General features: G+C 35.2%; 11 protein-coding genes. All 11 read left to right on the top strand.

What is annotated here, in order from left to right; all coding sequences use genetic code 11:
- The first annotated feature begins 48 nt into the window (after positions 1 to 48).
- The 11 genes from uvrB (at position 49) to BW731_RS12965 (ending at position 13,181) form a co-directional block, all read left to right on the top strand.
- Positions 49 to 2,049, top strand: a complete 2,001-nt coding sequence (uvrB, locus tag BW731_RS01755) for an excinuclease ABC subunit UvrB (RefSeq protein ID WP_079345160.1) — start codon at positions 49 to 51, stop codon at positions 2,047 to 2,049.
- Positions 2,050 to 2,061: 12 nt separating this feature from the next.
- The gene (gene uvrA, locus BW731_RS01750; protein ID WP_079345158.1) at positions 2,062 to 4,884 is read left to right on the top strand and encodes an excinuclease ABC subunit UvrA; all 2,823 of its coding nucleotides are present in this window, start codon (positions 2,062 to 2,064) and stop codon (positions 4,882 to 4,884) included.
- A 244-nt stretch (positions 4,885 to 5,128) separates the two neighbouring features.
- Complete coding sequence (locus BW731_RS01745) at positions 5,129 to 5,971, top strand: phosphate ABC transporter substrate-binding protein PstS family protein (RefSeq protein ID WP_198931952.1); 843 nt, start codon at positions 5,129 to 5,131, stop codon at positions 5,969 to 5,971.
- Positions 5,972 to 6,000: 29 nt separating this feature from the next.
- On the top strand, positions 6,001 to 6,921 hold the full coding sequence (gene pstC / locus BW731_RS01740) for a phosphate ABC transporter permease subunit PstC (protein WP_079345154.1): 921 nt from the start codon (positions 6,001 to 6,003) through the stop codon (positions 6,919 to 6,921).
- Positions 6,921 to 7,805, top strand: a complete 885-nt coding sequence (gene pstA / locus BW731_RS01735; RefSeq protein ID WP_071456631.1) for a phosphate ABC transporter permease PstA — start codon at positions 6,921 to 6,923, stop codon at positions 7,803 to 7,805. The genes pstC and pstA overlap by 1 nt, the downstream gene beginning before the upstream one ends.
- Before the next feature lie 13 nt (positions 7,806 to 7,818).
- A complete protein-coding gene (gene pstB / locus BW731_RS01730) occupies positions 7,819 to 8,628 on the top strand; it encodes a phosphate ABC transporter ATP-binding protein PstB (protein ID WP_071456632.1) in 810 nt (269 codons plus the stop codon).
- Positions 8,629 to 8,639: 11 nt separating this feature from the next.
- A complete protein-coding gene (gene pstB / locus BW731_RS01725) occupies positions 8,640 to 9,392 on the top strand; it encodes a phosphate ABC transporter ATP-binding protein PstB (RefSeq protein ID WP_079345152.1) in 753 nt (250 codons plus the stop codon).
- 36 nt (positions 9,393 to 9,428) lie between these two features.
- Positions 9,429 to 10,106 (top strand): phosphate signaling complex protein PhoU, encoded by a 678-nt coding sequence (gene phoU / locus BW731_RS01720; protein WP_079345150.1) that lies wholly within the window; start codon positions 9,429 to 9,431, stop codon positions 10,104 to 10,106.
- A gap of 199 nt (positions 10,107 to 10,305) precedes the next feature.
- Complete coding sequence (locus tag BW731_RS01715; RefSeq protein ID WP_079345148.1) at positions 10,306 to 11,502, top strand: argininosuccinate synthase; 1,197 nt, start codon at positions 10,306 to 10,308, stop codon at positions 11,500 to 11,502.
- 4 nt (positions 11,503 to 11,506) lie between these two features.
- Positions 11,507 to 12,889, top strand: a complete 1,383-nt coding sequence (argH, locus tag BW731_RS01710; protein WP_079345146.1) for an argininosuccinate lyase — start codon at positions 11,507 to 11,509, stop codon at positions 12,887 to 12,889.
- Positions 12,890 to 13,058: 169 nt separating this feature from the next.
- A complete protein-coding gene (locus BW731_RS12965; RefSeq protein ID WP_269844045.1) occupies positions 13,059 to 13,181 on the top strand; it encodes a hypothetical protein in 123 nt (40 codons plus the stop codon).
- The last annotated feature ends 27 nt before the right edge of the window (positions 13,182 to 13,208 follow it).

Raw genomic sequence — 13,208 nt, 5'->3', positions numbered from 1 at the left:
TCGGTATGATAAAATTGAGAAAATAAGTAAATCTAAAGGAGTTTCAGCATGATTGATAGACAAACAAACCATACCTTTGATTTAGTGTCAAGATACGAACCAGCTGGGGATCAGCCGGAAGCGATTAAGCAATTAGTAAAGAATATAGAAGATAATGAAAAATCCCAAATATTAATGGGAGTAACAGGTTCTGGCAAAACATTTACCATGTCTAATGTAATTAAAGAAGTTAACAAACCAACTCTGATTATTGCGCATAACAAAACACTTGCCGGACAACTATATAGTGAGTTTAAAGAATTTTTTCCAAATAACGCAGTAGAGTATTTCGTGAGCTATTATGATTACTACCAACCGGAAGCCTATGTTCCTTCAAGTGATACGTATATTGAAAAAGACTCGAGTGTCAATGATGAGATTGATAAATTACGCCATTCAGCGACCAGTTCCCTATTAGAGAGAAATGATGTGATTGTCGTGGCATCTGTGTCTTGTATTTATGGATTGGGAGATCCTAGAGAGTATCAAAATCAGGTTCTTTCTTTACGTGAAGGAATGGAAATGGAACGCGATCAACTACTTAGAAATTTAGTTGATATTCAATTTGAGCGCAATGACATAGATTTTCAGCGTGGGCGTTTCCGTGTACGTGGTGATGTGGTTGAGATATTTTTAGCGTCAAAAGATGACTTTGCTTTAAGAATTGAATTTTTTGGTGATGAAATTGACCGCATTAGAGAGTTTAATGCCTTAACAGGTGAAATTATTGGTGATAGAGAGCACATAGCAATTTTCCCTGCGACACACTTTGTGACAAACGAAGAGCATTTAGAAGAAGCCATCGCTAAAATCCAAAAAGAATTAGATGACAGACTTAAAGAATTAAGAAGTGAAGAAAAATTATTAGAAGCTCAACGATTAGAACAAAGGACGAACTATGATATCGAAATGATGCGTGAGATGGGCTATTGTTCTGGTATTGAAAACTATTCACGACATATGGATGGTCGAAGCGAAGGAGAAGCACCATTTACATTGATTGACTTCTTTCCTGATGATTTTTTGATTATGGTTGATGAATCCCACGTGACGATGCCACAAATTAGGGGCATGTATAACGGGGATAGAGCGAGAAAACAAATGTTAGTGGACTATGGGTTTAGATTACCTAGTGCGTTGGATAACCGACCACTTAGATTAGAAGAATTTGAAGAAAAAGTGGACCAAATTATGTATGTGTCTGCTACTCCTGGGCCATATGAAATGGAACAAACAGATGATATTGTAGAACAAATTATTAGGCCAACTGGATTACTTGATCCAGTGATTGAAGTAAGGCCAATCATGGGGCAAATTGATGATTTAGTCGGTGAAATATATGAACGTGTAGAAAGAAATGAACGCGTGTTTATTACAACATTGACTAAAAAAATGTCAGAGGACTTAACGGATTACTTTAAAGAATTAGGAATTAAAGTAAAATATTTACATAGTGACATAAAAACACTAGAAAGAACAGAAATTATTCGTGATTTAAGATTAGGTGAATTTGACGTTTTAATTGGGATTAACTTATTGCGTGAAGGATTAGACGTCCCAGAAGTCTCACTTGTTGCGATACTTGATGCTGATAAAGAAGGGTTCCTACGTAGTGAACGCTCACTTATTCAAACGATTGGACGTGCGGCAAGAAACGCCGATGGTAAAGTTATTATGTATGCAGACAAGATTACAGACTCAATGGAGCGAGCGATGTCTGAAACAAGTCGTCGTCGTACCATTCAGGAAGAATATAATGCCGAACATGGTATTGTACCAAAAACGATTAAGAAAGATATTCGTGATTTGATTCGCATTACAAAAGAGAGTGAAGATGAGTCAGTCGAAACAGTATCTATCAAAGATCAATATAATGCAATGGATAGAGAAGGTAAAGAAGCTGTTTTATTAGATATCGAACTACAAATGAAGGATGCGGCTAAAGCGTTAGACTTTGAAAAAGCGGCAACACTTAGAGACACATTACTCGAATTAAAAGCAGGTAAATAGGAGATAAATCAGATGGCAAATGACAAAATAGTGATACATGGTGCAAGAGCACATAATTTAAAAAATATAGATGTAACAATTCCAAGAGATAAACTAGTCGTGATTACTGGACTTTCTGGATCAGGAAAAAGTTCCTTAGCATTTGACACGTTATACGCTGAAGGTCAGCGTCGTTATGTCGAAAGTTTGTCGTCATACGCACGACAATTTTTAGGGCAAATGGACAAGCCAGATGTTGATAGTATTGATGGGTTGAGCCCAGCCATTTCAATCGACCAAAAAACAACGAGTAAAAATCCACGTTCAACGGTTGGGACCGTCACAGAGATAAATGATTATTTAAGACTATTATTTGCTCGAGTAGGTGAGCCTATTTGTCCAAATGATGGCACGAAAATTAGTAGTCAATCTCCGGAACAAATGACAGATAAGTTGTTAGAGTTAGAAGAAAGAACGAGAATTCAAATTCTAGCACCACTCATTCGTGGAAAAAAAGGACAACACAAAAAAGTATTTGAAAAAATCAAAAAAGATGGGTTTGTCCGAGTGAGAGTTGATGGGGAAACCTTTGACATTTCTGAAGTACCAGAGTTAGAAAAAAATAAAAAGCATGATGTCGAAATCATTGTTGACCGTATTGTGATAAAAGATGGGGTTCGCTCAAGACTATTTGACTCACTTGAACTTGCCTTACGATTAGCAGACGGTTATGTATTGGTTGATGTCATGGATCAAGAAGAGATGCTATTTAGCGAACATTATGCTTGTCCTTATTGTGGCTTTACAGTTGGAGATATTGAGCCTCGATTGTTCTCGTTTAACACACCGTTTGGAGCGTGTCCAGAGTGTGATGGATTGAGTGTTAAATTAGAGGTTGATGCTGATTTAGTTGTGCCTGATGATACTAAAACATTACGTGAAGGGGCAATTACACCGTGGAATCCAATCAGCTCAAATTATTACCCCAATATGTTAGAGCAAGCTTGCGAGCAATTTGGCATTGATTTTGATACACCATTTAAAGATCTAACTAAAGAGCAAAAGGAATTATTATTTAGAGGATCAGGAGAAAAGACTTTCCATTTTCATTATAAAAACGAATTTGGTGGCGTGCGTGATGTTGATATTCCATTTGAAGGGATTTTGACTAATATAAATCGCCGTTATCACGAAACAAATAGTGATTACACGAGAGAACAAATGAAGCTATACATGACGGAATTAACATGTGAAACGTGTCAGGGCTATCGTTTAAATAAAGAAGCTTTATCAGTGAAAATAGATGGAAAACATATTGGAGAAATTAGTGAATTATCGGTGAATCATTCGTTAAACTATATGTCTGAGCTAAATTTTGGCGAACAAGATACCATGATTTCACAACCAATTTTAAAGGAAATTAGAGATAGATTGAGTTTCTTAGAAAACGTTGGATTAGGCTATTTGACTCTTAGCCGTTCAGCCGGAACACTGTCTGGTGGAGAAGCACAACGTATTCGTTTAGCAACCCAAATTGGTTCAAATCTTTCAGGGGTTTTATACATTTTAGATGAGCCATCTATTGGGTTGCATCAACGAGACAATAATCGTTTGATTGATTCATTGAAAAAGATGCGTGATTTAGGTAATACATTAGTTGTGGTAGAACATGATGAAGATACAATGAGGGCAGCTGATTATTTAATTGACATCGGACCTGGAGCAGGAGAACAGGGTGGACAAATTATTTCAGCAGGTACGCCTGAAGAAGTTGAAAAAGATAAAAACTCACTGACAGGTCAATATTTATCCGGTAAGAGAAAAATTAACGTGCCGAAAGAACGACGTAAAGGTAATGGAGAAAGTGTGAAAATCACTGGTGCAAAAGAAAACAACTTGAAAAATCTATCTGTTGAGTTTCCAATGGGTAAATTTGTCGCAGTTACTGGTGTGTCTGGTTCTGGTAAGAGTACACTAGTTAACACAATTTTAAAGAAAGCTCTGGCTCAAAAAATTAATCATAATTCGGCTAAACCTGGTAAGTTTGATAAGATTACAGGCTATGAATCGATTGAAAAAATCATTGATATTGACCAAAGCCCGATTGGACGAACACCACGAAGTAATCCAGCAACTTATACGAGTGTGTTTGATGACATACGTGATTTATTTGCTAAAACAAATGAAGCTAAAACACGTGGTTATAAAAAGGGTCGCTTCAGTTTTAATGTGAAAGGCGGAAGATGTGAAGCATGTCGAGGTGATGGAATCATCAAAATCGAAATGCATTTCTTACCAGATGTTTATGTACCATGTGAAGTGTGTCATGGACAACGCTATAATTCTGAAACGTTAGAAGTTCGATATAAAGGAAAAAACATTGCTGAGATTTTAGAAATGACAGTGGAAGATGCCGTGGAATTTTTCCAAGCAATTCCTAAAATTCATCGAAAACTTCAAACGATTGTTGATGTCGGACTTGGTTATGTCAAACTAGGTCAATCAGCAACTACCCTATCTGGTGGAGAAGCGCAACGTATGAAACTAGCAAGTGAGTTACATAAACGCTCGTCAGGTAAAAATTTCTATATTTTAGATGAACCAACAACAGGACTTCACACTGAAGATATCAGTCGCTTACTTGAAGTGCTAAATCGTTTGGTAGATAGTGGAAATACTGTCCTAGTTATTGAACATAATCTAGACGTCATAAAAACAGCAGACTACGTCATTGATTTAGGTCCAGAAGGCGGAGATGGTGGTGGAACAATCGTAGCTACTGGAACACCTGAGGAAATCATTAAAGTAGAAGAAAGTTACACAGGGTATTATTTAAAAGAAGTGATGGAACGTTAATGTTTTAGAGAAGTATATTGAAAACGGTAGAATATTTTCTATCGTTTTTTGTTATTTTATGAGAGTTTTTTGTTTGTTTTTAATATAATTTTTGTAAAGCGTTTACATTGTAAATTAAATGTAAAAAGACTTGCAATTTATGTTACTAAATTATATGTTTATCATGAGATAAGTCAGGAACTATTTCAATATGTAAATTTTTTGTAAAAATTTAGGGGGGACATTCGTGAAAAGAGTGTTAAAAATGATCGCATCAGTTGGATTCATACTGACTGTTACTGGATGTGGAGCAGTTGATAATGGAGAATCGATAAATGCTGTTGGATCGTCTGCCATGCAACCACTTGTTGAGGCTGCTGGTGAACAATATAGTAGTAATCATTTAGGTAAATTTATTAATGTACAAGGTGGTGGTAGTGGAACTGTACTAAGTCAAGTTCAAGCCGGAGCCGTACAAATAGGTGATTCAGATTTATTTGCAGAAGAAAAAGAAGGTATTGACAGTAAACTATTAGTTGACCATAAAGTTGCTATTGTTGGCTTGACACCAATTGTCAATAAAGAAGTTGGCGTTTCAGACATTACAATGGAAAATTTAAGAAAAATATTTACAGGTGAAATTACAAATTGGAGGGAAGTTGGCGGAAAAGATCAAGATGTCGTTTTGATTAATCGTGCTGCAGGAAGTGGTAGTCGTCACACATTTGAACAATGGGTATTAGACGGAAAACAGCCAAAAGGATCTCAAGAACAAGATTCAACTGGAATGGTTCGTCAAATCGTCAGCACAACACCAGGTGCAATTAGTTATGTTGCGTTTTCTTATGTAACAAAAGATGTTGCGACATTAAATATTGATGGGGTTAAACCAACTGAAGACAATGTTAAAGACAATAAATGGACTATCTGGTCTTATGAACATATGTATACAAAAGGAAAACCTGAAGGCTTAACAAAAGATTTTCTAGAGTATATGTTGTCAGATGAAGTACAAGAGGATATTGTCCCTCAACTAGGTTATATACCCGTTTCACAGATGCAAGTGGAACGCGATGTTGAAGGTAATATTCAAAAAATTTCCAAATAAAAATTGTTGTTTCATAGGAGGATAAATTTTTGGAAGATATTCAAAGCAAGTTGCTAAAAAAATCGAAAAAAGCAAAGTTGGAACAATTTGGTAAGACGATTAGTTTTATCGCCATTTTATTTATTGTTGTTGTTGTTGTCGCAATATTTTATTTTGTCGCAAGTAAGGGATTGGCAACGTTCTTTAAAGACAAAGTAAATGTCTTTGATTTCCTTTTTGGAAAGGAATGGAATCCAGGATCAGTGAGTGAATCTGGTAAGCCATTGGTAGGAGCATTACCAATGATTGCAGGATCGTTTATCGTCACTCTTTTATCAGCGATTATCGCAACGCCTTTTGCCATAGGAGCAGCAGTTTTTATGACGGAGATATCGCCTAAACTTGGAACAAAAGTATTGCAACCAGTTATTGAGTTATTAGTTGGTATTCCATCAGTTGTTTATGGCTTTATCGGCTTATCAGTTGTAGTACCAGCTGTTCGTAGTGTGTTTGGTGGATCTGGTTTTGGTATTTTAGCTGGTACGTTTGTTTTATTTGTTATGATTTTACCAACTGTAACCTCTATGACAGTAGATGCCCTAAGAGCAGTCCCTCGACATTATCGAGAAGCGTCATTAGCCTTAGGAGCAACGCGTTGGCAAACAATTTATAAAGTTGTATTAAGAGCAGCGGTACCGGGGATTTTAACAGCAGTTGTATTTGGTATGGCACGAGCATTTGGTGAAGCATTAGCGATTCAAATGGTTATTGGTAATGCGTCACTTATGCCACATAATTTAATCACACCAGCATCAACTCTTACAAGTGTATTAACTATGGGAATTGGTAATACTGTTATGGGAACACTGGAAAATAATGCACTTTGGTCATTAGCTTTACTATTGTTATTAATGTCTCTATTTTTTAATATTGTAACGCGACTAATTGGTAAAAAAGGAGAAATGAAATAATGAATGCTAAAAAAGCAGATAAAATCGCAACAGGTGTGTTATACGCTATTGCCGGTGTTATTACATTAATCTTAGCTAGCTTAATTTTGTATATTTTAGGTCGTGGTTTACCCCATATCAGCTGGAGTTTTTTAACAACACCTTCTAAAAGCTTTCAAGCAGGTGGTGGAATAGGTATTCAGTTGTTTAACTCGTTCTATTTATTAATCATTACAATGTTAATTAGTATTCCTATCTCATTAGGAGCTGGTATTTATTTATCAGAGTATGCCAAGAAAAACTTTTTTACCAACGCCATCCGTACAGCCATTGAGGTACTAAGTTCGCTTCCTTCAGTTGTTGTTGGTTTGTTTGGTTTCTTGATTTTTGTTATTCAAGCTGGCTTAGGTTTTTCAATTATTTCAGGAGCGTTAGCATTAACATTTTTCAATTTACCACTTTTAACAAGAAACGTAGAAGAATCTTTAAAAGCTGTTCACTATACACAACGAGAAGCTGGATTAGCTCTTGGTTTATCAAGATGGGAAACTGTGACACGTGTCGTGATTCCTGAAGCACTACCAGGTATTTTAACAGGCGTTATTTTAGGAGCAGGTCGTATCTTTGGTGAAGCCGCTGCATTAATTTACACAGCTGGACAAAGTGCTCCGGCATTAGACTTTACAAATTGGAATCCATTAAGTATTTCTAGTCCATTAAATATCTTTAGACAAGCAGAAACATTAGCGGTCCATATTTGGAAGATTAATAGTGAGGGAAATATGCCAGATGGGCCTCAAGTATCAGCAGGGGCTTCAGCTGTTTTAATTATCGCTGTTTTATTATTTAACTTTCTAGCACGCTTCTTAGGTAAAAAATTGCACAAAAAAATTACATCAGCTTAGATTGGGGATTTAGATGAAAACTTATAACACTGATGATACGCATATTATAAAACTGAATGAGAATGAGCAAGATATTGCATTAGAAACAAAAGATATACATGTTTGGTATGGTACAAATGAAGCTATAAAAGGAGTATCATTACAATTCGAAAAAAATAAAATCACCTCACTTATTGGTCCTTCAGGTTGTGGTAAATCAACATATTTGCGTTCTTTAAATCGTATGAATGATCAAATTGATGGCACGAAAGTAACAGGTGATATTATTTATAAAAATACCGATATCAATTCATCGAGAGTAGATGTTTATGAGATGAGAAAACATATCGGGATGGTTTTTCAAAGACCTAATCCTTTCAGTAAGTCCATTTATGAAAATATTACCTTTGCTTTAAAACGTCACGGACAAAAAGATAAAAAAATATTGGATGAAGTCGTAGAGACAAGTTTGAAACAGGCAGCATTATGGGATCAAGTAAAAGATAATCTGCATAAAAGTGCGTTAGCTTTATCAGGAGGACAACAGCAGAGATTGTGTATTGCACGTGCGATTGCCATGAAACCAGATATTTTGCTATTAGATGAGCCTGCTAGTGCACTAGATCCTATTTCTACTAGTAAAGTAGAAGAGACATTGATTAACTTAAAAGAAGACTATACGATTGTCATTGTTACGCATAATATGCAACAAGCATCTCGTATTAGTGACTATACTGCGTTCTTTTATATGGGAAAAGTATTAGAATATGATCAAACGAAAAAAATCTTTACGCGACCAAAAATACAAGCCACTGAAGATTATGTTTCAGGTCACTTTGGTTAAGGAGGAACGTTATGTCAATAATAGAATCAAACGATTTGCATTTATATTATGGGAAAAATGAGGCATTAAAGGGAATTACAATGGACTTTGATCAAGGTGGAATTACTGCATTAATTGGCCCATCTGGTTGTGGAAAATCTACATTTTTAAGAACGTTGAATCGTATGAACGACTTAATCCCGTCTGTTACAATTACAGGGAAAGTAACTTATAAAAATAATGATATTTATAGTCCTAAAACGGATATTGTCACTTTGAGAAAACAAATAGGAATGGTATTCCAACAACCTAATCCATTTCCTTTTAGTATTTATGAAAATGTTATTTACGGATTACGTTTAGAAGGAAAACATACAAAAGAAGAATTAGATCGAATAGTTGAAGAAAGTTTAAAAGCTGCAGCTGTATGGGACGATGTAAAGGATAAATTAAATAAGAGTGCTCTTTCTTTATCAGGAGGACAGCAACAACGAGTGTGTATTGCACGTGTACTAGCTGTTCAGCCTGAAGTGATTTTACTGGATGAGCCAACTAGTGCTCTTGATCCGGTTTCTAGTGGTAAAATAGAAAATATGTTGTTAGAATTAAAGAATGATTATACAATGATTATGGTGACACATAACATGCAGCAAGCATCACGTATTTCTGATAAAACAGCTTTCTTTTTAAACGGTGATTTAATTGAGTATGATAAGACAAAGAAAATATTTTTAAATCCAGGTGAAAAAGAAACGGAAGATTATATTACGGGTAAATTTGGATAATCGATCAGATAAATAGATAATAAAGGGGATGAAAAGATGCTTAGAAGCCAGTTTGAAGAAGACTTACAGAATTTACATGATAAATTTGAAAAAATGGGAAATGATGTTAATTTAGCCATTAGTAATTCTGTTCGTGCATTTATCGATCATGATAAATCATTAGCTAAAGAAGTGATTACAGCAGATGGTGAGATTAATGCACAAGAATTAGGATTAGAAAAGAAAAGTTTTGAGATGATTGCTCTGCAACAACCTGTTACGACGGACTTAAGACGAATTGTGACTATTATGAAAGCAAGTTCTGACCTAGAAAGAATGGGAGACCATGCTGTATCGATTGCTAAGGCAACGATTCGTCTAAAAGGAACAAAACGTGTTCTGTCTATCGAAGATGAGATTTCTGACATGGCGACACACGTTATGGGGATGGTGAGCTCAGTTTTAGATGCATATATTCATACTGACAGTGATAAAGCTATTACCATAGCACAAAGTGATCGTGTGACGAATGATTACTTCAAGTCAATTTATCGTCATTCAATTAAAGCAATGGAACAAGACACTGAAACGGTTATTGTTGGTGCTGATTATTTACAAGTTGCTGGTTATTTAGAGAGAATTGGTGACTATGTATGTAATATTTGTGAGTGGATCATCTACTTACGAACTGGAAAAATTTCCGAATTAGCTGCAACGATGCACGAAGATGAATAATAAAAAATCCATTAAGATATCTAATAACTATCTTAATGGATTTTTTTATGCATTTAAATCAAAGTAATATCCATCAAAATAGGCTTTAAATGGGTAAATATTAATTTTTACATTCATTTATGAATAAATATGGTGACTTTACGTTTTAAAACGGATAATATTGAACATAATTTAAAGAGTGTAAATGGAGGAAAATAATATGACAAAAGAAAAAGTAGTTTTAGCCTATTCTGGTGGATTAGATACATCTGTTGCAATTAGTTGGTTAAAAAAAGATTATGATGTAGTTGCAGTGTGTTTAGATGTAGGTGAAGGGAAAGATTTAGATTTTATTAAAGAAAAAGCGTTGACAGTTGGTGCTATTGAATCATATGTGATTGATGTTCGTGAAGAGTTTGCGACGGGGTTTGTTTTACCAGCTTTACAAGCACATGCTTACTACGAACAAAAATACCCATTAGTTTCAGCCTTAAGTCGTCCGTTAATTTCAAAAAAATTAGTTGAATTAGCTCATCAAGTTGATGCAACAGTGATTGCTCATGGTTGTACAGGAAAAGGGAACGACCAAGTTCGTTTTGAAGTCGCAATTGCTTCACTGGATCCCAAACTTAAAGTGATTGCTCCAGTTCGTGAATGGAAATGGTCTCGTGAAGAAGAAATTAATTATGCAAAAGAAAATGGTGTACCAGTTCCAGCTGATTTAGACAATCCGTATTCTGTTGACCAAAACTTATGGGGACGTGCGAATGAATGTGGTGTATTAGAAAATCCTTGGAATGAAGCACCAGAAGAAGCATATGCTTTAACTGTTTCTCCAGAGAATGCACCAGTCACACCTGAGTATGTGGACATTACGTTCGAACAAGGTGTACCAGTAAGTATCAATGGGAAAAAATATAGCTTAGCAGAGTTAATTCAAGAATTAAATGTATTGGCAGGTAAACATGGTGTTGGACGAATTGACCACGTAGAAAATCGTTTAGTTGGTATTAAATCTCGTGAAATATATGAGTGCCCAGGAGCTATTACATTATTAACTACTCACAAAGAGATTGAAGATTTAACATTGGTTCGCGAAGTATCTCACTTTAAACCAATCTTAGAAAATGAATTATCAAACTTAATTTATAATGCTTTATGGTTTAATCCAGCCACTCAAGCAATTTTGGCGTATATTAAAGAAACGCAAAAAGTGGTGAATGGAACAGCTAAAGTGAAATTATACAAAGGCAATGCCACAGTTGTCGCAAGAAAATCACCAAACTCATTATATGATGAAAACTTAGCAACTTATACAAGTGCAGATACATTTGATCAAGATGCTGCCATTGGTTTTATCAAATTATGGGGCTTACCAACAAAAGTTAATGCAGAAGTCAATGACCCAAAGGAGTAATTCAATGAAAAATGAAAAACTATGGGGCGGTAGATTTGAACAAAGTTTAGAGAGTTGGGTTGAAGAGTTTGGTGCATCTATCACGTTTGACCAAAAAATGGCAGAGTTCGATATTAAAGGGTCAATTGCACATGCAAAAATGCTTGGGCAAACTGGCATCATTGATTTAGTAGAAGCTGAAACATTAGTTAAAGGTTTAGAAGAGTTATTAGCAGAGTACCATGAAGGAAAACTTGTGTTTGATGTGACGAATGAAGACATTCATATGAATATCGAAGTATTGTTAACTCAAAAAGTAGGAGCAGTTGCAGGAAAGTTGCACACTGCTCGTTCACGAAATGATCAAGTTGCAACTGACATGCATCTTTACCTAAAATATCATTTAGGTGATATCATTGAAAAACTAAGTCATTTGCGCCACGTATTAGTGACTCTTGCCGAGAAACATATTGAAACGATCATGCCAGGGTATACTCATCTGCAACACGCTCAACCGATTTCTTTAGGTCACTACTTTATGGCATATTATAGTATGTTTACTCGTGACAGTGAGCGTTTTGAATTTAATATTTCGCATACTGATATTTCGCCATTAGGTGCTGCAGCTCTAGCAGGAACAACCTTTCCGATTGATAGAGAATTGACTGCGGAGTTAATGGGGTTTGAAGCAATTTATGCCAATTCGTTAGACGCTGTATCTGATCGTGATTTTATTGTAGAGTTTTTATCGAATGCGAGTTTACTAATGATGCACATGTCTCGAATTTGTGAAGAACTTGTATCATGGTGTTCGAATGAATTTCAATATATTACGTTATCAGATACCTTTTCTACAGGCTCTTCTATTATGCCGCAGAAAAAAAATCCTGATATGGCAGAGTTAATCCGTGGTAAAACAGGTAGAGTTTATGGTAATCTGTTTTCACTTTTAACAGTGATGAAGTCACTTCCTTTAGCATATAATAAAGATTTGCAAGAAGATAAAGAAGGTATGTTTGATACAGTGGAGACAATTTCGGTATCAATTGATATATTGGCAGGCATGTTAGAAAGTATGACAGTCAATGAAGAAAGAATGTTGCATTCGACAGAAAAAGATTTTTCAAATGCGACTGAACTAGCTGATTATCTAGCAACTAAAGGGATTCCTTTTAGAAAAGCACACGAAATTGTAGGCTCTCTTGTCTTAGAATGTACGCGAGTAGGAAACTTTTTACAAGACGTTCCATTGTCCCGTTATAAAGAATTATCTGACTTGATAGAAGACGATATTTATGACGTATTACAATCTAAAACGGCAGTTGAAAGACGCAATAGTTATGGTGGGACAGGATTTATGCAAGTTTTACAACAAATTGACCAAGCAAAAACACAATTAACAGCATAAAAAAAATCGTTATTTTATAACGGTTTTTTTATGCTATTTTATTATGTGACAGTAAATCTCAAGAAAATGACAGTCACTTAAAAAATGTAATTTTTTTGTAACAAAAGTATGAATAAACTATGTTATAGTTTATAGTATAAATAAAGATAGAATTGGAGTTAAATGATAGATGAGATTAAAAAAAGCCATTGCCGTAACCTTATTAACCACAACACTATCTGGATTTGTCTGCCCAGCAGTTATTACAGCTGAGACTGTTGATAAAAAAATAGAAAATACGCAAAAAAAATAGATGACTTAACATCAAAGAAAAATGAAT

This window comes from Vagococcus martis (assembly GCF_002026305.1).
GTDB lineage: Bacteria > Bacillota > Bacilli > Lactobacillales > Vagococcaceae > Vagococcus > Vagococcus martis.
This window is presented reverse-complemented; position numbering and strand designations above follow the sequence as displayed.

Bases quoted from the DNA above. Each gene is read 5' to 3' on its own strand.
- uvrB (WP_079345160.1), top strand. From the start codon at position 49: ATGATTGATAGACAAACAAACCATACCTTTGATTTAGTGTCAAGATAC.
- uvrA (WP_079345158.1), top strand. From the start codon at position 2,062: ATGGCAAATGACAAAATAGTGATACATGGTGCAAGAGCACATAATTTA.
- BW731_RS01745 (WP_198931952.1), top strand. From the start codon at position 5,129: ATGATCGCATCAGTTGGATTCATACTGACTGTTACTGGATGTGGAGCA.
- pstA (WP_071456631.1), top strand. From the start codon at position 6,921: ATGAATGCTAAAAAAGCAGATAAAATCGCAACAGGTGTGTTATACGCT.
- pstB (WP_071456632.1), top strand. From the start codon at position 7,819: ATGAAAACTTATAACACTGATGATACGCATATTATAAAACTGAATGAG.
- pstB (WP_079345152.1), top strand. From the start codon at position 8,640: ATGTCAATAATAGAATCAAACGATTTGCATTTATATTATGGGAAAAAT.
- phoU (WP_079345150.1), top strand. From the start codon at position 9,429: ATGCTTAGAAGCCAGTTTGAAGAAGACTTACAGAATTTACATGATAAA.
- BW731_RS01715 (WP_079345148.1), top strand. From the start codon at position 10,306: ATGACAAAAGAAAAAGTAGTTTTAGCCTATTCTGGTGGATTAGATACA.
- argH (WP_079345146.1), top strand. From the start codon at position 11,507: ATGAAAAATGAAAAACTATGGGGCGGTAGATTTGAACAAAGTTTAGAG.
- BW731_RS12965 (WP_269844045.1), top strand. From the start codon at position 13,059: ATGAGATTAAAAAAAGCCATTGCCGTAACCTTATTAACCACAACACTA.